Source organism: Amycolatopsis sp. CA-161197 (assembly GCF_050942255.1).
GTDB lineage: Bacteria > Actinomycetota > Actinomycetes > Mycobacteriales > Pseudonocardiaceae > Amycolatopsis.
Window position 1 is genome coordinate 3,654,317 of record NZ_CP192059.1, and the last position, 20,007, is coordinate 3,674,323.

Genomic DNA, 20,007 nt, shown 5'->3' on the forward strand with positions numbered 1-20,007 from the left:
CTTCCGGGGAAGGCAGCCATGCTCCACACCGTTTCGCCCGTCCCAGCCCACACAGCCCGAACAGTCCGCCCGAGGCTCACCCACGACTGGGGCTTCCGCGTGATCGCCCTCGCGTTCGCCGCGTCGCTCGCGTTCTCCACCGTGCCGACGCCGTTGTACGCGATCTACCAGCGCCAGGACGGGTTCCCGACGTTCGTGGTCACCCTCGTCTTCGCCGCCTACGCCGTGGGCGTGATGGCGAGCCTCTACCTCGCCGGCCACGTGAGCGACTGGCTCGGCCGGCGCCGCGTGATCGTCGTCGCCACCCTCGCCGAGGCGCTGGCGGCCGCGTTGTTCCTGTCGTCACCCGAGGTGCCGGTTCTGCTGGTGGCCCGGCTGGTCAGCGGAGCCGGCATCGGCGCGCTCACGGCCACGGCCACCGCGCACCTGTCGGAGCTGCGCGCCATCGCGCGGCCCGGCGAGCACGCCGGGCGCGCGGGGCTGATCGCGAGCGTGGTGAACCTCGGCGGGCTCGGCCTCGGCCCGCTCGTCGGCGGGTTCTTCGCGAAGTACGCGACCAGCCCGCTCACCACGCCGTTCGCCGTGTTCCTGGTGGTGCTGGTCGCGGCCGCGGTCGCCGTGGCGCTGGTGCCCGAGACCGTCGAGCGGTGGGACGAGCCGCCCGCCTACCGGCCGCAGCGGCTTTCGCTGCCGGCCGACGCGAAGCCGACGTTCTTCGGCGCGGCCATCGCCGTGTTCGCGTCCTTCGCGATCACGGGTCTGTTCGCGGCGCTGGCCCCGACGCTGCTCGCCCAAGGTCTGCACCAGAGCGGCCATCTGCTCGCCGGGATCGCGGCGGCTTCGCTGCTGGTCGCCGCGGCGCTCGGGCAGATCGTCTTCGCGCGGCTCACCGTCGCGTGGCAGCTGCGGCTCGGCTTCGCGTTGATGGCCGTGGGACTCGTGGTGCTGCCGGTCGCGGCGCTGCTGCCTTCGCTGTGGCTGTTCTTCGCCGGCAGCCTCCTCGCCGGCACGGGCATGGGGCTCGGCTTCCGCGCGTCGGTGACCACTGTGGCCACGCTGGCCGGCCCGCGCTCGCGTGGCCAGGTGCTGGCGGCGCTGTTCCTCGCGGCCTACGCGGGCCTCGTCGTGCCGGTGCTCGCCGTCGGGCTGGCGCTGGTGTGGGTGTCGAGCCCGATGGCACTGCTGGGGTTCTCCGTGGCCGAGCTCCTGCTGCTCGCCTGGTCGGCGAACCGCATCCTGCGGCCCGCTAGCCGGCCGGTTCGAGCTGCCAGCTGAGCGTCACCGTGGTGCCGTCCGGGCGTTGCACGCACTCGCTTTCGTGCGCGAGCCCCTGCATCAGCGGCAGGCCGCGGCCGCGCAGGCCGTTGGTCGGGCGGGGCGGGAGCCAGCGGCCGTAGTCGGTGACGACCACGGTGACCCGGCCGTCCACACAGGTCGCGAGGACGTCGAGGACACCGGTTTCCCGGCCCTCGTAGGCGTGTTCGGCGGAGTTGGCCATGGCCTCGTAGCTTGCCATCACCACGTCCTCCTGCTGCGTGGTGCTCATGTCGAGCCCCGCCACCCAGGCGGCGAGGGCGCGGCGCAGCCCGATCAGCGGTTCCGCCGCCGCGGTGACGCGGCGGCGGAACTCCGGTGTGGTGCGGTCTTCGGTCGCTCGCCCGGTCATGCCGCACCCCCGGTCCGGTGGCGCGCGTGGATCACCGCGATGTCGTCGTCGTGGTCGCCGCCGGTGAGGTCCTGGATCAGGCGGTCCCACGCGGTTTCCGCGTCGGAGCCGTCCCGCAGGCCGCCGAGCGCGGCGAGCAGCCCGGCGATGCCGACGGTGAGGTCGCGGGTGCGGCTCTCCACGAGACCGTCGGTGTAGAGCACGAGATCGGTGCCCGGCGGGAAGGCCACCCGCTCCTGCGGGAACTCCGCGCCGACGCCGAGCGGCTGGGCCAGCGCCTCGCCGATCTGCTCGGGAGTCCCGTCGGGGTGGACGAGCACGCCGGGCAGGTGCCCGGCGTTCGCGTACGTCAGCGTGTGGTCCGCGGGCTGGTGCACGGCGTAGAAACAGGTCACGAAACTCGGCTCCGCGAAGCGGCCGGTGAGCTGCGAGACGTTGCGCAGCACTTCCGAGGGCGGCAGCTCCAGCAGCGCGTACGAGCGGATCGCGGTGCGCACCTGGCCCATCACGGTGGCCGCGGTGACGCCGTGGCCGACCACGTCGCCGATCACGAACGCGGTGGCGCCCGAGCCGAGGCGGAGCACGTCGAACCAGTCGCCGCCGACCTTGCTGCCGGTGGCGGCCGGCAGGTACCGCGTGACGAGGTCGAGGCCCGGGATCCGCGGCGCGGCGGGCACCATGCTCCGCGAGAGCTCCGCGGCGAGGGTGCGCTCGCGTTCGTAGAGGCGCGCGTTGTCCAGCGCGATGGCGGCGTAGCCCGCGATGCCTTCGGCGAGGTACTCGTGGCGCTCGGTGAACCGGCCGGTCCCGGGGTGGCCGAAGAAGAACCCGCCGAGCACCTCGCCGCTGGTGGGGCTCACCACCGACACGGCGAGGTAGCTGCGCACGGGCAGGTGGCCTTCGGGCATGCCGTGATACGGCGCGTTGCGGCCGAAGCGCGGGTCGGCCGTGATGTCGGGGCTGCGGACGGTGCCGGTGCCGTCGAAGGTCGGGCCGAACACGGCGGTGTTGCGGGGCATGGGGAAGCGGGAGAACGCTTCGCGCGGCACGCCGGAGAGGGTGTAGAGCGTGTAGGACTCGCCGAACTGGTCGACGAGGTTGTAGAAGAACGCGCCGAAGGCCGCGCCGGTCGCACCGGTGGCGGCGTCGGTGGCGTCCTGGACGACGACGTCGAGGTCGAGCTGCGCGGTGAGGCGGCGGCCGATGGAGTGCAGGGCGTCGACGACGCCGGCCTCGGCCCGCAGCCGGCTCACGGTGCCGGTGAGCTCGGCCGTCGCGGCGTCGACCCCGGCCGCGGTCGGCGCGAGACGGGCGCCTTCGGGAGCGTCGGTGTGCAGCAGCACGGTGGCGTCGTCGTCGGCGACGACCACCGCGCCGGTCACGCGCTGGGCGGGCACGAGCTGCGCCACGGTCGCGGCGTCGGGGACCACGATCCGGCCGCGGCCCCGGAAGTCCGCGGCATCGAGCCGGCGGACCCGCACGGCCACGGGCCGGCCCTCGGCGTCGACGAACGCCTTGCGCACGGCCTGTGCCACCGGCCCCAGGCCGTCGGCGGTCGTCATGCGCCCTCCAGCGCGGCGGGCAAGGAGGGGAACAAGGCGAGCTCGTCGGTCAGACGCGTCAGCTCCAGCGGCCGCAGCGTGAGCCGGCTGCTCGCGACCACGCGCACGTCGGCGGGTTCGGCCTGCCGGTGGGCCCACACGAGCACCGCCATCCCCGCCGACGCCAGGAAGTCGACGGCGCTGAGGTCGATCACGAGCACCGGCGCCCCCGTGCGCGCGGCGCGGTCCACGAGCCGGCGCAGCTGGGGAGCGAGTGCGAGGTCGAGGGCGCCGCTCACGGCCAGCACCGTGGCGCCGTCGCTCTCACTCAGCGCGACGGCACCGCCCGTGGTTTCCACCCGGCCCGCGTCGTCGGCGGGGACACCGGACTCAGCCATGCGCCAATACTGCCAAGCCCGCGTCCGTCTCGCCCGGCCATACCCCGTTCGGTGCAGTGCCGGGCGGCCTCGGGGCCGGTGACCAGTTCGGCGACCGAATGATCAGGCGTCGTTCAGCGCCCGCGCGAAGGCGGTGTGCACGCGCAGGTACTGGCGCAACGGAAGGGCTTCTCCGGGGGTGGCGGACGCCAGCCGGCGGGTGGCCCACGTGTTCCACGTGAGGTGCGCTTGCGCGACCGAAAGCCGGGCGGCCGAGGCGACCTCGGCGGGGCTTTCCCCGGCGAGGACGGCTTCGTGCATGAGAACGGGGCTGCTGCGCCGGATCCAGTCCTGCAGCGAAGCCATGGCGGCGAGGCGGTGCAGCTGCGAACCGGCTCCTCGGGTGTCGGAGTCCGGGTCCGGAACGGTCGTGTGCACACCGGTGAGGTCTGCGGCGGGGGCCTCCGGTGCGGAGGCGGCCGGAGCCGGTGCCGGGCGCGGGAATTCGGGGCGTCCGGCGATTTTCGCGGACGTCTTTTCGGTGATCTCGGGGGTGAGTGAGGTCGTCATGGCGATTCTCCCAGGTCGGGCGGTCAGCCACACCGCGATCGTGGCCGCGCCGGTCGGGACGGGCGGCGTCCCACGGCTACCCTCTCATCCTTCTGGCCAATCCTCGGTTTTGTGAGACTGTGATCTCACTCGTTCGGGGGCGTTTTCCCTTGGGGCGCCTCAACATCCCGGGACACGCGAGCGCCGCCGGGCGGTACCCGGCGGCGCTCGTTCACCCGCGTGTCAGTCCTTGTTCTTCAGCCCGTCGACGGCGTCCTTGACCTTCTCGCCGGCCTGCTTGAGGGCACCCTTGGCCTGGTCCGCTTTGCCTTCGGCCTGCCACTGTTCGTTTCCGGTGGCATTTCCGAGTGCTTCTTTGGCGCGGCCCTTCAATTCATCGGCCTTGTTCTGCATTTTATCGCTCACGACCGCTCCTTTCGCGCAGGCGGGAGGGTTACCCGTTTTCGGACGGTTCAAACTTCGCGGCTCAGTACCAGTGCGCGCGGCCGCCGACCTTGCGGCCGGTTCCGCCCAGGATGGCCAGGACCGCACCGATGACCAGCAGGACGATGCCGATCGTCCACAGGATCGAGATGCCGGTGATGAAACCGACGACGAGCAGGATGACTCCGAGCACGATCATGGATTCTCCAGCTGTTCTGTAATGGGGACCGATGGATTCGGAGTACCCGGCCGGGCGACGGGGCAAACACTTTCGGGTCCGGTCCGGTGTGGACGTACCAGTGGTCTGATCCGGCGGCCGAATCAGCGGAACCGGTTCCGGGGAGTTCATTCGGTCACCGAAGGAATGTGCGCACAGGTGGGCGAACCGGCGGTTTTGTACCGCCTTTGCCGGGGCCGACCAGGATGTGAAACCGCTTTGCGGCCGGGTGCGGGCGGCCTAGTTTTCGATCCCGACAGATCGATTTCTCACCGAATGAGGGGAGCCGGTGCGTGGCCTCGGGCGAACTCGCGACGACGGCGCCGGTCGGGCTCGGCTGGCTCGCCGTGCGGATCGGCGAACGCACGGCGCGCGGGATCGCGGGCGCGGTGTCGGGCCTGATCCGCGACGGCGAGGTGCAGCCCGGCACGCGGCTGCCGACCGTGCGCGCGCTCGCGGCCGAGCTGTCGGTGAGCCCCACGACGATCGCGGAGGCGTGGGCGCAGCTGCGCGCGGCCGGGCTGATCGGCACGGGCCGCCGGCGCGGCACGACGGTGCTGGCGCCGCCTGCCGGGCTTCCGCCCGCGCGGATGTTCCCGGGCTGGCAGTCGGTGGACCTGGAGCACGGCTCACCCGATCCCGCGCTGCTGCCGCCACTGGAGGACGCCGTGGCCGCCGGGGTGCGGTCGGAGCGGCCGGCGGTGAAGGAACCGATCAGCGCCCGGCTGCGGGCGGCGGTGAAGCCGGAGTGGCCGTTCGCGGCGGAGGCGTGGACGGTCGCCGCCGGTGGTCAGGAAGGCGTGTCGCTGGCGTGCCGGGCGGTGGCCCGCCCCGGCGACGTCGTCGCGGTCGAGGAACCGACGGCGCCGTGGCTGCTGCGGCACCTGCGGGCGGCGCGCATCCACGTGGTTCCGGTGCGCTGCGACGAAACCGGCCCGCGAGCCGACGCGCTGGAGGCCGCGCTGGCGCACCGGCCCGTCGCCTTCGTCTACCAGCCGCGCGCGCAGAACCCGCTGGGCCACACCGTGGCCGCCGCCCGCGTCGCGGAGCTCGCCGCCGTGCTCGCGCACACCGACACGGCCGTGATCGAGGCCGACGACTTCGGCCCGGTCGCCGCTTCGGCGGGGGCGAGCCTGGGCACGCACCTGCCCGGGCAGGTGCTGCTGGTGCGGTCCTACTGCACGGCGTTCGGCACGGAACTGCGCAGCTGTGTGCTCGGCGGCTCGGCCGCGCTCGTGGAGCGGGTGCGCGCGCAGCGGGCGTTCGGCACGGCGTGGTCCAGCCGGGTGCTGCAGGACGCGCAGGCGTTCCTGCTCACCGACCCCGGCACGGACGCGCTGGTCCACCGCGCGCGCCGGCGCTACGCGGCGCGGCGGACGGTGCTCGCCGAGGCCCTGCGCGACCACGGCCTCGACGTGGCCGCGGGCGACGGGCTCACGCTCTGGGTGCCGGTGCCCGACGAGACCCGCACGCTGGTCACGCTGGCCGCGCACGGCGTCTCCGTCGGCGCGGGCAGCCGGTCTTTCACGGGCCGTTCCGGCGCGCCGCACATCCGCGTCGCCGTGGGCCAGCTCCCCGACGACCCGGCGCCGGTCGCCGACCTGGCGGGCATGATCGCGCGGGCGGCCGGCGTCCGGTCCCGCCGCAGCGCCTGACCCGTCAGACGGCCTCGAAGTGCTCCACCCGCGGCGGCGCCGCGAGGTAGGGCATGAGCAGCGCGCCGTATGCGGCGTAGCGGTCGGTGCCGCGGAAGTTCTCCAGGTGGTGCTTCTTCGACTCCCACTCGACGACACCGACGAAGCGGTCCGGGCTCTCTTCACTGCGCATCATGCGAGCGCGCCGACAGCCGGGCGTGCTCGCGAGCAGCTCGCGGGCTTTCGCATACGCGGCGGCGAATTCGTCCCCGGCGCCCGGTTTCACGTCGATGATCGCGATTTCGGTGATCACCCTTGCCGTTCTACTCCGGACTCGCGGGTGCCGGTACTGCCGGCTCGCCGATCGACCGGAGGGACTAGTACCTCCGCCGCTTCCGGCGCACGGGGCGGGTGGGCAGGGTGGCGCGCATGATCCGTCCCCACCTGTCCCGGCGGGCCCGCCGCCGGACGATCTCGCTCGCCGTCGTGCTCGTGCTGCTGCTCGGCGGCGGGTACGCGCTGCTGCGGGTGGCCGACGCCCGCACGTTCCAGTTCTTCGGCGGCCTCACCGACCGGGTCGAGACGCCGCAGAAGGTCGTGGCGCTGACCTTCGACGACGGGCCCGACCCGGCCGGCGTCGCGCCGGTGCTCGCGACGCTGGCCTCGCGCGGGGTGAAGGCGACGTTCTTCCTCATCGGCCGCGAGCTGGCGGCACACCCCGAGCTGGGTCGCGAGCTCGCCGCGGCCGGGCACGAACTCGGCAACCACACGTACTCGCACGAGCGGATGGTCCTGGTGACGCCCGGCTACGTCGCCGCGGAGATCGAACGCACCGACGCGCTCATCCGCCGGACCGGCTACCGGGGCGAGATCACCGTGCGCCCGCCCAACGGCAAGAAGCTTCTCGCGCTCCCGTACTACCTCCACGAGCACGGCCGGCAGACGATCATGTGGGACGTCGAGCCGAACTCCTACCCCGACGTCGACGCTTCGGCCGCCGCGACCGCCGAGTACGTGGTGACCCACGTGCGCCCGGGGTCGATCGTGGTGCTGCACGCGATGTACCCGGCCCGCGAGGCGACGCGGGAGGCGCTCGGCCCCGCGATCGACGGGCTGCGGGCGCGCGGCTACCGGTTCGTCACGGTGTCGCAGCTGCTGGCGTTGCGGGGCAAGGGATGACGGCCACCACGGACCAGCCGCCGGCCACGGGTCCGGCGGTGAGCGAGCCGCCGCGCTCGGCCAGCTGCGCGCGCAGGCTGGTGAGGCCGTAGCCGGCGCCGGCGGTTTCCCCGGCCGGTGGGGTCCGGACCTTCGATGCGACGGTGATCCGGGCCTGCCCGCCGGTCACTGCGACGTCGACGCCCAGGCGCGTGCCCGGGCCGTGGTGGCGCAGGGCGTTGGTGGCGGCTTCGGCGATCACGCGCCCGGCGAGCGGACGGACGGGGCCGGGGAGGGCCGCCGCGTCCGGCACGGTGTCGAGGACCAGACCGGCGGAACGCAGCTGGTCGAGCACATCGGCCAGCGCGGGTTCGGCGGCGGGTTCCTCGTCACCGTGGAGTTCGCGCAGCGTCGCGCGGACCTGGCCCAGTGCGTCGCGGCCTGCCGACAGCATCGCGTCGACGCGCCGGCGGTCGGCGTCGGTCAGGTGGCCGACCGCGCGCAGGGCCTCGGCCTGCACGAGCATCACGGTGGTGGTGCGCGCGAGCGTGTCGTGCAGCCGCCGTGCGGTGCGGTCGCGGCGTTCGGCGGCGAGGCGTTCCAGCCGGTGCCGGGTGCGTTGCGCGGCGAACTCCGCGCGTTCGGCGACGTGGCGTTGGCGTTCCACACCGAGCGGCCAGGCGACGACGCAGATGGCGGCGGTGAGCAGCGCGCCGTCCACGAAACCCTTGGCGGGCACCATCGCCGCGCCGAGGGCGGCCGTCGTGGCGCCGCAGAGCCAGAACCGGACGAGCGGGCGCGGCGACATCGGCGCGGTGTAGAGGGCGAGCAGGACCGGGAGGTAGTCGAGGTTGCGCGGCGCGCTGGTCACGAGGTGGGCGACGGTCGTCGCGGCGACCACGGCGAGCACCCAGCCGGGGAACCGCCGGCGAAAGGGCAACGGCAGCAGCTGCGCGACGACGAGCAGCGGGCCGGCGCCGCCGTGGCCCGGCTGCCACGTGCCGCCCAGCGCGAGCAGGAGGGCGACCAGGAGCGTGGTGGCCAGGTCGGCGAGGAGCCGTCGATCGGCGAGTCGGCGCACGGGCCGAGGGTAGACTGCGCCGGTGATCGGGATCCGCGTCGTCGACGACCACGCGCTGGTCCGCGAAGGTCTCGCCCTCATCCTCGCCGCGCAGCCGGACCTCACCGTGACCGGCGTGCACGCCGACGGTGCCGAGCTGCTCGCCGTGCCGGGCGACCTGGGTGACGTGGTGCTGCTGGACCTGAACCTGCCGGGCCTCGACGGCCTCGAGGTGCTGCGCCGGCTGCGGGCGCGCACGTCCCGCCCGCGCGTGGTGATGCTGACGACGATCGGGCGGGCGCGCGACATCCGGCGCGCCCTGGCCGAGGGCGCGGACGGGTTCGTACTCAAGGACTCCACGGGCGAGGAGCTGGCTGCCGCCGTCCGCGCCGCGCACGCCGGGGTGACCGCCGTCAGCCCGGCCGTCGCCGCGGAGCTCGGGGCCCCGGCCGAGCCGTTCACCCCGCGCGAACGCGACGTGCTGGCGTTGCTCGGCCGCGGACTGTCCAATCGGGACATCGCCGCCGAGCTCGGCCTGGCGGAACGCACGGTCAAGGTCCACGTGGGCAACCTCCTCGCGAAGCTGCAGGTGGGCAGCCGCACGCAGGCGGCGCTGGCGGCGGAGCGGGTGCTGGGCTGAGGGGCGCGTTCGCCCTCCGCGAGACCGGTGGTCGCGCCGTGGCGGGCGGGCCAGGGTGAGGGGCATGAGACTTCTCGTGCTGGGTGGGACGGTGTTCGTCGGGCGCGCGGTGGCGGCGGAAGCGCTGCGGCGGGGCCACGAGGTCGTGTGCGCGGCCCGCGGCGAGTCGGGGACGGTGCCCGACGGCGCGCGCCTGATCAAGGTGGACCGGGACGATCCGGACGGATTGGCCGCGCTGCCCGATTTCGACGCCGTGGTGGACGTGGCGCCGATGTCGTTCCCGTGGGTGGAGCGCGCACTGGCGGCGCTCGCGGACCGCGCCGCGCACTGGACGTTCGTCTCGACGATCAACGTCTACGCCGACGAGGCCACACCCGGCCAGACCCCGGCGACCGGCCCGGTCGTGGAGCCGCTGGCGCGCCACGCCACCCGCGCCGACCTGGCCGCGGAAGGCGGCACCGGGCTGTAGGGCGGCATCAAGGTGGCCAGCGAGAACGCCGTGCGCGCCGCCCTGGGGGCCCGCGCATTCGTCGTGCGGCCCGGCCTGATCACCGGCCCCGGCGACGGCAGCGACCGCTTCGGCTACTGGCCCGGCCGCTTCGCCCGCGGCGGCCGCGTGCTCGTGCCCGCCTCCGACCGGCTCGCCCAGTACCTCGACGTGCGCGATCTCGCGGCCTGGATCGTCACGGCGTCCGAGACGGGGTTGACCGGCACCTTCGACGCGATCGGCCCCGCCGTCGGCCTGGGCAAGCTGCTCGCCGACATCGCCGCGGCCGTCGGCACGGACGTCGACTTCGTGCCTGCCACGGACACCCAGCTGGAAACCGCCGGCGTCACCCCGTGGTCCGGTCCACGCTCCCTGCCCCTCTGGCTCCCGCCCACCTACGCCGGCCTCGCCTCCCACGACCCGGCCCCATCACTCGCGGCGGGCCTCGACGTCCGCCCCCTCGCCGACGCCGTCACGGGCGCACTGGAGCGTGAACGCGAGCTGGGTTTGGACCGCGAGCGCCGCGCGGGCCTGTCGGCGGCGGAGGAGGCGGAGGTACTGGCGGGGTTGTGATCCGGTGCGCGCCGGGGGAGCGGGCGCAGCAGCCGGGTTGGTCGGTCCGTTCGAGGGCCGGGCGGCCGCGCCGGTTGTCAGCCGGCGCGGTGGCGGGTCAGCTCGCGGCGAGCCATTTCGCCGTGCCCAGACGGCCGGGGATCCAGCAGCCGCCCGAGGTGCCGGGGGTGGTGTCGTCCGGGAGGGCGAGGAGGCCGGCCAGCACGTGGGCGGCGGGGCCGCTTGTGCGCCACAGCCAGGTGCTGGGCGTGAAAACGTTTTCTTCGTCCGCGGGCATGCGGATGGCGGTGGCGTCGTCCTCGGCGTCGAGGCGGAAGACGTCCACGACGTCGCCATGGACGCGGACGCCGACGACCGCGAGGACTTCGCCGGTGGCGTCGCTGGGGTGCACGAACTGGTAGCCGCGGGCGATGAGGGCGCGCAGGCCGGACTCGACGTCGCAGGGTGAGTGGTCCATCGTCCCCGCCTTCCGTTGCCAGCTCGGGAATCCGCACGTGCATCCGCACGCTGGCGCGGACGTTAGCACGACCTCCCCCAGGGTAGGACAGACACACTTCTCTTTTCGATCCCGTCTGCGCGCTTCTGTAGAAGATGGGGCACCGCGCGAAAAGGGTCGTTCGTACCACGGCTTCGTGGCCGACCGGGCAATGGCGACACGGGCGTGACGAATCTCCCTCACCATGTCAAGTGACGTTCACGAGGCGGACGCCACCACGGCCGGGTGGTGATCCTGTGGCCACGTGGCAACCGGCGCTAGCATCGGCTACCCCGCGAAGCACGGGGGACGGACCGCCGAGCCGAGCGGTCACGGTGCCGGTGTCCGCGCACCTCTGGGGTCGGTGATGGGACTGTTCGCGATGGTGGTCGCCGGCCTGCCGCTGGCAGGCGGGCCGCTCGCGGCGGCGCTGCTCGTACTGCGCCGCCGCCCCGCCCTGCGCCCCGCACCCGCCGCCCGCACGCCGCCGCGGCTCGCCGAGGAGCTGCGCGCCGTCGCCGAGGTCCTGCCGCGCGTGCGGCCCGCGCCCATCGCCCCACCGAAACGAACCGAACCCGCCCTTCCGGCCGCCTCGTGCCGGCCCTGCCTCGCGGCCGCCGTGCCCCGCCCCCGGCGCCCACCGGCCCCGGCCGAACCCGCGGCGCAGACCTGCGCCGCCTGCACCCACTGACCCGGCGCTCCGACCCGAGCCGGCACGCCTCAGCGAACACGGAACCGCGCACTGGCTCACCATCACCGCGACCCCGCCTCGCCACAGTGGTTCCGCTCAATGCACCGAACGCCACATTGGGTGCGTTGAGCGCACCGAATGCCACATTGGGGCGCTTTGGCCCCACCCGACGGCCGCCCGCCGAACCAACTCGCCACCCACCCGAGCCGCGCGCCGCACCTCGCCAACCGCCGGCCGACAACGCAACCAAGCCCCGCACACAGGCCGACCCCGGCACCCCTATCCGTAGCGTCCCTGCGGCCGTCGGGACTCCGTGCGAGCTTGCGGGGCGCGCTTCGAGCCCGCCGGCAGCGCAGGAACGGCGAGAATGCTGAGCCGCAGTGAAGTCCTTGCCAGAAACGATCACCGGGTGTGCGGGATAGCGAGAGCGCGCAACCCCTGTCCGCGTCCCAGACCTGGGTCCGACAGGGGACGGTTCGAGTTCGCGACCTGTCCGCGCGCGCGATGAAAGCCGCCGTCTGGATGGACCTGTGCTATCTGGACGGCCGGCTGTGTTCTGGCTGGTCCGGCCCGAGAGTCGCCGTCGCTTCAAGGCTTTCTTGAATGAGAAGCACACGAAGTGAGCCCTTGTTGAGCTGCCGCCATCGGTGCTTGACATGGCCGCCGTAGAAGAGGCTCTCGCCGGCACCCAGCTTGAAGATGCCGTGGCCCTCGACCTCCATCTCGCACCGCCCTGTGGCGACGTAGATCATCTCGCGGGCGGCATGTGTGTAGTACTCCTCGAACTCGCTGGGCCCTGAGCGGTACTCGACCGGCAGGAAGGGCCAGGCTCCGCGGACGAGGAAGCGGGCCATACCAGTGCTGTGCTCGACCTCCAGGGCGGAGCGTCGTTGGACTCCGCCGAAGTCTTCCGCGCTGCCCAGCGCGACCAGCGCGTGTGCCGTAGTGCCGAGCACGTCCGCGATCAACGTCAGCGTGCGCATGCTCGGGCGCGACAGGCCCCGCTCGATCTTGCTCAGAAACGGATGCGACAGCCCGGTGGCTCCCTCGACATCCTTCAGGGTCAGCCCGAGCGACTGCCGACGCTCCCGGATCCCGGCGCCCAGGGCGCCGAGCATCCGGTCACTGCGTCCCTGATCCATCTGCTCCTGCTCTCCGCCATGCGAATCCGTCGTCCTGATCATATCGGCGGACGCTCACCGGCTCGCCCTCGCCCGTGCAACCAATGTTCCCCACGGGAACAGTTCACCCATGCGAAACACGAGCATGCGAAGCCGGTAATAACTACTGGCCATTGTTCCTCGCAGGAACATTCCGCCCCTGGGCCAGGATCCCCGCGACAGTGTGCGCTGCGCGCAACTCCGCCGGCCCCCAGTCACCCGGACAGGAGCTTCCAGACATGAAGCTGCTTGACGTTCCCGTCATCGACATGAACCCGTTCCTCACCGGCGATGCCGAGGCGCGCGCCAAGGTCGCGAAGAAGGTCGACCGCGCGTGCCGTGACATCGGCTTCCTCGTGATCAACGGGCACGGCGTCGACCCTGCGCTCATCGAGCGCACCAGGGAGATCTCACGTCAGTTCTTCGACCTCCCCGCGGAGCGGAAGCTGAGCGTGGCCAAGCCGCAGCCCGGCGTCCTGCGCGGCTACCTGGGCGTGGCGGGTGAGTCCATCGGCCGCTCTCGTGACCTCAACGCCAAAGCCGGCGATCTGAACGAAAGCATGCAGATCGGGCCGATCGACGTCCCGCCGGACGACTACGCGTTCGCGCCGGCAGCGGGCCGGCACTTCGCCCCCAACCTCTGGCCTGACGAGCCGGTGGAGTTCCAGAAGATCTGGACCGAGTACTACGAGGCGATGTCGGAGCTCGCGAACGAGCTGATGCGGGCCTTCGCGCTGGCGCTGGGCGAGGAAGAGTCGTACTTCGAGGACAAGCTCGACCGCCACATCAGCAGGCTCCGCGTCCGCAACTACCCCGCGACCGACAACCCGGCGGAGCCCGGCCAGATCCGGGCCGGCGCCCACACCGACTGGGGCAGCCTGACCATCCTGGCCACCGAGGACGCCCCCGGCGGGCTCCAGGTCCGCAACGCCGAAGGGGAGTGGCGCGATGTCCCCATTCTCCCGGGCTGCTTCATCGTCAACATCGGCGACCTCATGGCCCGTTGGACCAACGACGAGTGGGTGTCCACCCTCCACCGCGTCGTCAACCCCCCGGCTGAGCAGGCGTCGACGAGCCGGCGGCAGTCGCTGATCTTCTTCCACAACCCCAACTACGACGCGGTGATCGAGTGCATCCCCAGCTGCCTTCCGGAGGGTGCGACGCCCAAGTACCCGACCACGACGTCCGGCGAGCACCTCCTGGAGATGTTCGTTCGCTCCCAGAACGACAACTGAGCACCAGACATCCGAGCCAGATATCCGGCCGGCCGGCCAGAAAGTGAGTGAGCACGATGACGCTTCTTGACGTTCCCCTGATCGATCTCAGCGGATTCCGTGACGGAGACGAGGCCACCCGCCGGCGCATCGCCGACGAGGTCGGGCGGGCCTGCCGGGACATCGGTTTCCTGGTCATCAAGGGGCACGGCGTGGCCCCGGAGAAGATCAAGACCGCCTACGACACGAGCCTGGAGTTCTTCTCCCAGGACGTGTCCGCCAAGGCCGCGGCCGCCCGGCCCGACCCCTCGCACATCCGCGGCTACATCGGGCTCGGGGTGGAGTCGCTGGCGCAGCTCGACGACATGGCCGCTCCGCCGGACATCAAGGAGCTCTTCGACGTCGGGCCGTCCGATGTGCCTGCCGACGCTTACCACGAGGCCGGTGGTGCTGCGTTCGCGCCGAACGTGTGGCCGGAGACGCCGAGCGTGATGAAGCCGGTCCTGACCGACATGTTCGACACCATGACGGGTACGGCTCAGCTGCTCAGCCAGGTCTTCGCGATGGCGCTGGACCTCGAGCCCGACTACTTCCTCCCGAAGATCGACAAGCACACCAGCATCATGCGCGTCAACTACTACCCCGCTCAGGAGGAGCCGCCACTGGCGGGACAGATGCGGGTGGGCCAGCACACCGACTACACCGCGTTCACGGTCCTGTGGCAGGAAGCGGTCGACTCCGGAGGCCTGCAGGTGCTCAACAAGGCCGGTGAGTGGGTCGATGTCCCGGTCATCCCGGACTCGTTGGTGGTCAACATCGGCGACTCCCTCGCGCGGTGGACCAACGACACCTGGGTCTCCACCATGCACCGCGTCGTCAACCCCGAGCGCACCGTCGTTCCCACCAACAGGCGCATCTCGATCGTCATGTTCTTCCAGCCCAACTACGACGCGGTCATCGAGTGCATCCCCACCTGCCAGGGCCCGGACCGGCCGCCGAAGTACGCCCCGATCAAGAACGGCGAGTACCTCGCCGCCAAGTTCGCGCAGCAGCAGATCGACGAGGAGGAGATCGCGTGACCACCACCACGAGCGCCGGCGTCCTGAACTGGGTCAACGTCTTCGCCAAGAACCTCGAGGACCTGCCCAGGTTCTACGCCGAGCTGTTCGGCCTGAGTGAGGTCGAGCAGATGCGCAACAACGTCTTCCGCGGCTTCTCCACCGGCGCGAGCGGCCTGGGGTTCCTCTCCCCGGAGGGTTACGACCTGCTTCACCTGGAACCCCTGCGCGAGACCCAAGGCGCGGGCTTCCTGCTCAACTTCGAGACCGGCTCTCACGACGAGGTCCACACCCTGATCGACTCAGCCGTCGCCGCGGGCGCCACCCTGGTCAAGGAGCCCTACGAAACCTCCTACGGCTGGTACCAGGCCGTGCTGACCGATCCGGAAGGCAACGTGTTCCGGATCAACCACATCTTCGGGAGCGTGGCGTGACCGGTCGCATGACCGGTGCGGTCGCCATCGTCACCGGGACCGCGCACCCCAACGGCATCGGCGCGGCCACGGCCCGCCGGCTCGCCGAGGAGGGTGCCAAGGTGCTGATGACCGACCTGCTCGGTGGGGTCGGAAAGCAGACCGCGGCCGAACTCACCGGCCGCGGCCTCGAAGTCAGCTTCGTGATCCACGACGTCACCTCCGAGGCCGCGTGGCAGGAGACTCTGCAGACATGCAGGTCGACCTACGGCGAGCCGACCGTGCTCTTCAACAACGCGGGCGTCTTCAACGGCGCGCCGATCACGGAGGAGGACCTGCCGGGCTGGAGCCGCACCATCGCCGCGAACCTGACCAGTGTGTTCCTCGGGATGCGCACCGTCATCCCGGCGATGATCGCCAACGGCGGTGGCTCGATCGTCAACACTTCCTCGATCTGGGGGCTCGTCGGTGCCGAGGGTGGCGCGGCCTACCACGCCAGCAAGGGCGGCGTCACGGTGTTGACCAAGCACGCGGCAATGGCGCACGTCCGCGACGCCATCCGCGTCAACTCGGTCCACCCCGGCGGAATCGACACCGTGATCATGGAACAGTCCGGAAAGGACAACGCGGACCAGGTGGCGGCCCGTACGCCGATGGGCCGACTGGGCAAGCCCGAAGAGATCGCCGAGGCGGTCGTCTTCCTGTCATCCCCGGGAGCCTCTTACATCACAGGCACCGCGTTCGCCGTCGACGGCGGATACACCGCCCTGTGAGCCACCGAAAGGGCTTGGCGCCGACCGCGCCGACGATCGGCGCAAGCCCGACACCTCCCCGAACACAACGGTGCGGCTCAACGAGGAGCCGGCGCGCACCTCTGAGCGCCATCCGCACCGTCGTGGCGCGACTCCTCAGCGAGCGAAAGGTCTCTCAGCCATGCCCACAATCACTCCACCGAAAAACCGACCGGCGACTCGACCTCGTTCCCGCCTGATCGCCGCGGCGATCATCGGATCGCTGGCCGCGGTCAGCCTCGCGGCCTGCGGGTCGTCAAGCTCTGCCGGCTCTTCGGACTCCGGTGCGAGCGGTGGCTCCTCGAGTGGTGCGGTGGCCTTCTTCACCGATGGCCTCGGCAACTCCTACCTCCAGTCGGCGACGAACGCCGCCAAGGCACTGGCGGCGAAAGACGGCGTGAAGATGGACGTCTTCAGCGCCGACTTCGACTCCGGCAAACAACTCACTCAGATCCAGGACGCCGTCTCAAGCGGCAAGTACAAGGCCTTGGTCGTCGAGGCCATCGACGGACAGTCGGTGTGCAGAGCGCTGACCGACGCCGCCCAGCATCTGATCGTCTCCATCTACAACACGCCGATCTGCGGCCACGTGCAGGATCTGTACTCGCCCGGCACCATCGGATTCTTCGGCCGCCTGGAGTCCGAGACCGGCCGGCTCTTCGCCGGGTATATGCACAAGGCGCTCCCGAACGGTGGCAAGGTCGCCTATCTCCCGGGGCCGGCCGGCAGTTCGATCGTCCAGCTGACCACCCAGAACTTCCTCGACGAGCTCAAGAAGTATCCCGGCCTCGACCTGGTCGCCACCGTCCCGGGCAATTGGGACGGGGCCACCGGCCTCGCGGCCACCCAGGACATCATGCAGGCCCATCCCGACGTCAACGGGATCGTCTTCGGCGACGACAACACCGCCACACCCTCGATGAAGTGGCTCATCGACACCGGAAAGCTGGGGAACATCAAGGTCGTCTCGCTCGCCGGAGCCGCCAACGTGGTCGACATGGTGAAGGCGGGAAAGGTCTACGCCGACGTCGCCGGCCTGCCCGTGGAGGAAGCCACCCGGGCACTGCAAGCCGCCATCCAGACCATGCAAGGCGAGAAGATCACCGTCCCCGGCTTCGACCCCACGACGAAGGTCTACAACGTTCTCAAGGACCCGATGTTCCACGGTGGAGACCCGGTCATCACCAAGGCCAACGCCGCCGGCTTCACGTCGACCTGGAGCGTGGGATGAGCATCGCCCGTCCCGATCTGGGTGCCGTCCCGGGCGTGGCGCACGCCCGGGACGAGAGCGAACGCGCTCCGGGGTCCGGGGTGCTGGCTGCGGTGGGCCTGCACAAGGCCTACCCGGGAATCAAGGCTGTCGACGGCGTGACGCTCACACTGCGCGCCGGGACGGTGCACGGTCTTGTCGGCGCCAACGGCGCGGGGAAGTCGACGCTGCTCAAGATGCTCACCGGCGTGGTCAAACCCGACGCCGGCTCGCTCACCCTCGACGAACACCAGGTGCACCTGCACGGTCCTCACCACGCCAGGAAGCTCGGCATCGCCGCCGTGCACCAAGAGCCCAGCCTCGTCCCCGGTCTGGACCCGGTGGCCAACGTCTTTCTGGGCCGGCAGATGCACGTCCTGGGCATCCGCAGACGGCGCAGGATGGTGTCGGCCTTCACCCAGCTGTGCACCGAGCTGGGGCTGGACGTGCCCACCACCGGCGCCAGCTTGGGGATGCCGGTCGCCGTGCAGCAGCAGATCGAGATCATCCGCGCGCTCCGGCACAAGTCCCGTGTGCTGGTCCTCGACGAGCCCACCGCCGCGCTCGGCGCCCGGGAACGCCTCAAACTCCACGCCATCATCAGGCTGCTTCGCTCCCGGGGCACCGCGGTCCTGCTCATCAGCCACCACCTCGAGGAGGTGCTCGAGCTCGGCGACGAGATCACCGTCCTGCGGGCCGGCGCGGTCGTGGCCCACGGCGAGGCATCGACCTTCACCATGGACTCGTTGACCACCGCCATGGTGGGTCGCTCGGTCGACGCGGTGACTCGCAACCGCCCGAGCCTCCCGGACAGCGAGAAAGCCGCTCCCGCGTTGGAGGTGCGCAACATCGTGACACCCGGACGGCTGCGCATCGACCACCTCTGCATCCGCCCCGGCGAGGTCGTGGGGCTGGTCGGGCTGGTGGGATCCGGACGCACCCGTCTGTTGCGAACCATCGCAGGACTGGAGCCTGTGCTCGGCGGGGAGATGCACGTGGACGGGCGTGGCACGGCCTGGCCACGCACTCCACGCCAGGCACTCACCCGAGGAATCGCTCTCGCACCCGAAGACCGGCGCACCCAGGGCCTGATCCTGCGTCAACTGTCCTGGACCAACATGACTGTCAGCACCATCGCACGGCCCGCACGGTGCGGCCTCGTCAGGCGCAAGCACGCCTTCGCTGCGGCGGCCGACCGCGGTGCCGCGGTCAGCCTCCCCGCTCACCGTCTGAAAGCAGCGGCCGGCACCCTGTCCGGCGGGAACCAGCAGAAGGTCGTTCTCGCCAGGCTCCTCCACGCCCGCCCGCGTGTCCTGCTCGTCGATGAGCCCATGCGGGGCATCGACGTCGGCGCCAAAGACGAGATCTTCCGTGTCGTCGAAGGCGCCGTCGCCCAGGGCACGGCGGTCCTGATCGCTTCGGAGGAGACCGATGACCTCCTCGGTTTCTGCGATCGCGTCCTGGTCATGCGACACGGCCGGATTGTCGCGACCGCCGCCGGAACCCAGGGCCGCGACCAGGTGTACGCGGCCATGCTGCTCGAACCCACCCCCATCGCCGTAACGGAGGGAGCCTCGTGACCTATCTGAACACCATCCGCTTGGCCGGCCGCCGCTATGGCATCGTCCTCGCCCTTGTTGTGATGGTCGTGATCGCCGGCGGGCAAAGCAGCTTCCTGACCGCCGGCAATCTGGTCAACATCAGCGACCAATGGACGCCCATAGCCGTCATGGCGCTCGGCATGACTTTCTGCCTCATCAGCGGCGGCTTCGACCTCTCGGTCGGCGCCACCTACGCGCTCGCGGCGACGGTCAGCTCCGCGCTCGCCCTCCACAACCCGCCACTCCTCGCCATCATCATCACCCTCGCGATCGCCGGGGTCGTCGGGCTGGCCAACGGCCTCATGGTCACCAAACTCGCCATCAACCCGCTGATCGCCACCCTCGGCAGCTCGCAGATCGTCGGTGGCGCAGCCCTGCTCTACTCCGGCGGAGCGACGTACTCCGTCCACGCCGGGCTCATCGCCGACCTCGGCTCCGGCCGCATCGGCGGCGTGTTCCCCGTCAGCGCCCTCGTCCTGGCCGGCTTCACCCTTGTGGCAACGATCGTTCTCACCTTCAGCACCTACGGCCAAGACCTCTACGCCGCCGGAGGCAACAACACCGCCAGCTACATCTCCGGGATCCGGACCGACCTCACCCGCACGCTGACCTACGTCATCACCGCCGTGACCGCAGGAGTGGCCGGCATTCTCTACGTCGGCCGGGTCGGCTCGGGACAGGCCAACATCGGCACCGGCATCGAGCTGCAGGTCATCGCCGCCGCACTGATCGGCGGCGTCTCCCTCATCGGCGGACAGGGCCGAGTCTGGCAAGCCCTCACCGGCGTGGCGATCCTGGCCGTGCTCCAGAACTTCTTCAACCAGGCAAGCATCAACGCCTACTGGCAATCCATCGTCCAGGGCTGCGTCATCGTCGCCGCGGTCGGCTTCGACGCTTTCAGCCGCGGCGAGTCCCTCACCGGTCTGAGGCACCGATTCGCCCGCATCCGCCACAGCCACCGCGCGGAGTCGCTTCCCGCCGCCGAGACATCCTGAGGGCGCTGCGAAAC

The 20,007-nt window shown here is 71.3% G+C and carries 24 protein-coding genes; 14 read left to right on the forward strand and 10 right to left on the reverse strand.

Annotated features, from left to right (window positions below; translation table 11 throughout):
- Positions 1-99 precede the first annotated feature (99 nt).
- Positions 100-1,275: an MFS transporter gene (locus ACQPXB_RS17465; RefSeq protein ID WP_432853280.1), complete on the forward strand. Its 1,176-nt coding sequence runs from the start codon at positions 100-102 to the stop codon at positions 1,273-1,275.
- Here the strand turns inward: ACQPXB_RS17465 and ACQPXB_RS17470 are convergent.
- From ACQPXB_RS17470 to ACQPXB_RS17495, 6 genes are all read right to left on the reverse strand, one after another.
- Positions 1,247-1,666 carry an ATP-binding protein gene (locus ACQPXB_RS17470; RefSeq protein ID WP_366577936.1) on the reverse strand — a complete coding sequence of 140 codons (420 nt, stop codon included), beginning with the start codon at positions 1,664-1,666 and terminating at the stop codon, positions 1,247-1,249. The two genes, ACQPXB_RS17465 and ACQPXB_RS17470, sit on opposite strands and share 29 nt — an antisense overlap.
- On the reverse strand, positions 1,663-3,228 hold the full coding sequence (locus ACQPXB_RS17475; protein ID WP_432853283.1) for a PP2C family protein-serine/threonine phosphatase: 1,566 nt from the start codon (positions 3,226-3,228) through the stop codon (positions 1,663-1,665). The genes ACQPXB_RS17470 and ACQPXB_RS17475 overlap by 4 nt, the downstream gene beginning before the upstream one ends.
- Positions 3,225-3,605: an STAS domain-containing protein gene (locus ACQPXB_RS17480; RefSeq protein ID WP_366577940.1), complete on the reverse strand. Its 381-nt coding sequence runs from the start codon at positions 3,603-3,605 to the stop codon at positions 3,225-3,227. Before ACQPXB_RS17480 ends, ACQPXB_RS17475 begins: the two co-directional genes overlap by 4 nt.
- 102 nt (positions 3,606-3,707) lie before the next feature.
- Positions 3,708-4,154 (reverse strand): hypothetical protein, encoded by a 447-nt coding sequence (locus ACQPXB_RS17485; protein WP_386953306.1) that lies wholly within the window; start codon positions 4,152-4,154, stop codon positions 3,708-3,710.
- Positions 4,155-4,376: 222 nt separating this feature from the next.
- Positions 4,377-4,559 (reverse strand): CsbD family protein, encoded by a 183-nt coding sequence (locus ACQPXB_RS17490; protein WP_360595731.1) that lies wholly within the window; start codon positions 4,557-4,559, stop codon positions 4,377-4,379.
- Positions 4,560-4,620: 61 nt separating this feature from the next.
- On the reverse strand, positions 4,621-4,776 hold the full coding sequence (locus tag ACQPXB_RS17495) for a hypothetical protein (RefSeq protein ID WP_326834498.1): 156 nt from the start codon (positions 4,774-4,776) through the stop codon (positions 4,621-4,623).
- A 311-nt stretch (positions 4,777-5,087) separates the two neighbouring features.
- Between ACQPXB_RS17495 and ACQPXB_RS17500 the strand changes: the two genes are divergently transcribed.
- Positions 5,088-6,449: an aminotransferase class I/II-fold pyridoxal phosphate-dependent enzyme gene (locus tag ACQPXB_RS17500; RefSeq protein WP_432853288.1), complete on the forward strand. Its 1,362-nt coding sequence runs from the start codon at positions 5,088-5,090 to the stop codon at positions 6,447-6,449.
- Between the two features lie 4 nt (positions 6,450-6,453).
- Here ACQPXB_RS17500 and ACQPXB_RS17505 read toward each other — a convergent pair whose 3' ends face one another.
- On the reverse strand, positions 6,454-6,741 hold the full coding sequence (locus ACQPXB_RS17505) for an antibiotic biosynthesis monooxygenase family protein (RefSeq protein ID WP_366577946.1): 288 nt from the start codon (positions 6,739-6,741) through the stop codon (positions 6,454-6,456).
- A 116-nt stretch (positions 6,742-6,857) separates the two neighbouring features.
- Here ACQPXB_RS17505 and ACQPXB_RS17510 point away from each other — a divergent pair, with 116 nt between their 5' ends.
- Positions 6,858-7,607, forward strand: a complete 750-nt coding sequence (locus ACQPXB_RS17510; protein WP_432853291.1) for a polysaccharide deacetylase family protein — start codon at positions 6,858-6,860, stop codon at positions 7,605-7,607.
- Here the strand turns inward: ACQPXB_RS17510 and ACQPXB_RS17515 are convergent.
- The gene (locus ACQPXB_RS17515) at positions 7,567-8,667 is read right to left on the reverse strand and encodes a sensor histidine kinase (RefSeq protein ID WP_432853294.1); all 1,101 of its coding nucleotides are present in this window, start codon (positions 8,665-8,667) and stop codon (positions 7,567-7,569) included. The two genes, ACQPXB_RS17510 and ACQPXB_RS17515, sit on opposite strands and share 41 nt — an antisense overlap.
- A gap of 22 nt (positions 8,668-8,689) precedes the next feature.
- On the opposite strand from ACQPXB_RS17515, the gene ACQPXB_RS17520 reads away from it, so the two are divergent.
- The 3 genes from ACQPXB_RS17520 (at position 8,690) to ACQPXB_RS17530 (ending at position 10,346) form a co-directional block, all read left to right on the forward strand.
- On the forward strand, positions 8,690-9,286 hold the full coding sequence (locus ACQPXB_RS17520; protein ID WP_432853297.1) for a response regulator: 597 nt from the start codon (positions 8,690-8,692) through the stop codon (positions 9,284-9,286).
- Between the two features lie 64 nt (positions 9,287-9,350).
- The gene (locus tag ACQPXB_RS17525; RefSeq protein ID WP_432853299.1) at positions 9,351-9,755 is read left to right on the forward strand and encodes an NAD-dependent epimerase/dehydratase family protein; all 405 of its coding nucleotides are present in this window, start codon (positions 9,351-9,353) and stop codon (positions 9,753-9,755) included.
- A 12-nt stretch (positions 9,756-9,767) separates the two neighbouring features.
- A complete protein-coding gene (locus ACQPXB_RS17530; RefSeq protein ID WP_432853302.1) occupies positions 9,768-10,346 on the forward strand; it encodes a hypothetical protein in 579 nt (192 codons plus the stop codon).
- 97 nt (positions 10,347-10,443) lie between these two features.
- Here the strand turns inward: ACQPXB_RS17530 and ACQPXB_RS17535 are convergent, their stop codons facing one another.
- Positions 10,444-10,803 (reverse strand): hypothetical protein, encoded by a 360-nt coding sequence (locus tag ACQPXB_RS17535; RefSeq protein ID WP_432853305.1) that lies wholly within the window; start codon positions 10,801-10,803, stop codon positions 10,444-10,446.
- Between the two features lie 385 nt (positions 10,804-11,188).
- Between ACQPXB_RS17535 and ACQPXB_RS17540 the strand changes: the two genes are divergently transcribed.
- Positions 11,189-11,512, forward strand: coding sequence for a hypothetical protein (locus ACQPXB_RS17540; protein WP_386953325.1), 324 nt, complete (start codon positions 11,189-11,191; stop codon positions 11,510-11,512).
- Positions 11,513-12,045: 533 nt separating this feature from the next.
- Here the strand turns inward: ACQPXB_RS17540 and ACQPXB_RS17545 are convergent.
- Positions 12,046-12,696, reverse strand: coding sequence for a helix-turn-helix domain-containing protein (locus ACQPXB_RS17545; RefSeq protein ID WP_366577957.1), 651 nt, complete (start codon positions 12,694-12,696; stop codon positions 12,046-12,048).
- A 215-nt stretch (positions 12,697-12,911) separates the two neighbouring features.
- On the opposite strand from ACQPXB_RS17545, the gene ACQPXB_RS17550 reads away from it, so the two are divergent.
- From ACQPXB_RS17550 to ACQPXB_RS17580, 7 genes are all read left to right on the forward strand, one after another.
- Positions 12,912-13,907, forward strand: coding sequence for an isopenicillin N synthase family dioxygenase (locus ACQPXB_RS17550; protein ID WP_432853310.1), 996 nt, complete (start codon positions 12,912-12,914; stop codon positions 13,905-13,907).
- Between the two features lie 56 nt (positions 13,908-13,963).
- Positions 13,964-14,965, forward strand: a complete 1,002-nt coding sequence (locus ACQPXB_RS17555) for an isopenicillin N synthase family dioxygenase (RefSeq protein ID WP_432853313.1) — start codon at positions 13,964-13,966, stop codon at positions 14,963-14,965.
- Positions 14,962-15,378, forward strand: a complete 417-nt coding sequence (locus ACQPXB_RS17560) for a VOC family protein (protein ID WP_366577963.1) — start codon at positions 14,962-14,964, stop codon at positions 15,376-15,378. The genes ACQPXB_RS17555 and ACQPXB_RS17560 overlap by 4 nt, the downstream gene beginning before the upstream one ends.
- An 8-nt stretch (positions 15,379-15,386) precedes the next feature.
- Complete coding sequence (locus ACQPXB_RS17565) at positions 15,387-16,130, forward strand: SDR family NAD(P)-dependent oxidoreductase (RefSeq protein ID WP_432856684.1); 744 nt, start codon at positions 15,387-15,389, stop codon at positions 16,128-16,130.
- A 70-nt stretch (positions 16,131-16,200) separates the two neighbouring features.
- A complete protein-coding gene (locus ACQPXB_RS17570; protein ID WP_432853316.1) occupies positions 16,201-17,379 on the forward strand; it encodes a sugar ABC transporter substrate-binding protein in 1,179 nt (392 codons plus the stop codon).
- Complete coding sequence (locus ACQPXB_RS17575) at positions 17,376-18,977, forward strand: sugar ABC transporter ATP-binding protein (RefSeq protein WP_432853319.1); 1,602 nt, start codon at positions 17,376-17,378, stop codon at positions 18,975-18,977. Before ACQPXB_RS17570 ends, ACQPXB_RS17575 begins: the two co-directional genes overlap by 4 nt.
- Positions 18,974-19,993 carry an ABC transporter permease gene (locus ACQPXB_RS17580; protein ID WP_432853321.1) on the forward strand — a complete coding sequence of 340 codons (1,020 nt, stop codon included), beginning with the start codon at positions 18,974-18,976 and terminating at the stop codon, positions 19,991-19,993. Before ACQPXB_RS17575 ends, ACQPXB_RS17580 begins: the two co-directional genes overlap by 4 nt.
- The last annotated feature ends 14 nt before the right edge of the window (positions 19,994-20,007 follow it).

Excerpts from the sequence above, each read along its gene's own strand:
- ACQPXB_RS17555 (WP_432853313.1), top strand. The coding sequence starts at position 13,964 with ATGACGCTTCTTGACGTTCCCCTGATCGATCTCAGCGGATTCCGTGAC.
- ACQPXB_RS17550 (WP_432853310.1), top strand. The coding sequence starts at position 12,912 with ATGAAGCTGCTTGACGTTCCCGTCATCGACATGAACCCGTTCCTCACC.
- ACQPXB_RS17510 (WP_432853291.1), top strand. The coding sequence starts at position 6,858 with ATGATCCGTCCCCACCTGTCCCGGCGGGCCCGCCGCCGGACGATCTCG.
- ACQPXB_RS17480 (WP_366577940.1), bottom strand. The coding sequence starts at position 3,605 with ATGGCTGAGTCCGGTGTCCCCGCCGACGACGCGGGCCGGGTGGAAACC.
- ACQPXB_RS17485 (WP_386953306.1), bottom strand. The coding sequence starts at position 4,154 with ATGACGACCTCACTCACCCCCGAGATCACCGAAAAGACGTCCGCGAAA.
- ACQPXB_RS17525 (WP_432853299.1), top strand. The coding sequence starts at position 9,351 with ATGAGACTTCTCGTGCTGGGTGGGACGGTGTTCGTCGGGCGCGCGGTG.
- ACQPXB_RS17540 (WP_386953325.1), top strand. The coding sequence starts at position 11,189 with ATGGGACTGTTCGCGATGGTGGTCGCCGGCCTGCCGCTGGCAGGCGGG.
- ACQPXB_RS17575 (WP_432853319.1), top strand. The coding sequence starts at position 17,376 with ATGAGCATCGCCCGTCCCGATCTGGGTGCCGTCCCGGGCGTGGCGCAC.
- ACQPXB_RS17470 (WP_366577936.1), bottom strand. The coding sequence starts at position 1,666 with ATGACCGGGCGAGCGACCGAAGACCGCACCACACCGGAGTTCCGCCGC.
- ACQPXB_RS17565 (WP_432856684.1), top strand. The coding sequence starts at position 15,387 with ATGACCGGTGCGGTCGCCATCGTCACCGGGACCGCGCACCCCAACGGC.
- ACQPXB_RS17545 (WP_366577957.1), bottom strand. The coding sequence starts at position 12,696 with ATGATCAGGACGACGGATTCGCATGGCGGAGAGCAGGAGCAGATGGAT.
- ACQPXB_RS17535 (WP_432853305.1), bottom strand. The coding sequence starts at position 10,803 with ATGGACCACTCACCCTGCGACGTCGAGTCCGGCCTGCGCGCCCTCATC.
- ACQPXB_RS17495 (WP_326834498.1), bottom strand. The coding sequence starts at position 4,776 with ATGATCGTGCTCGGAGTCATCCTGCTCGTCGTCGGTTTCATCACCGGC.
- ACQPXB_RS17475 (WP_432853283.1), bottom strand. The coding sequence starts at position 3,228 with ATGACGACCGCCGACGGCCTGGGGCCGGTGGCACAGGCCGTGCGCAAG.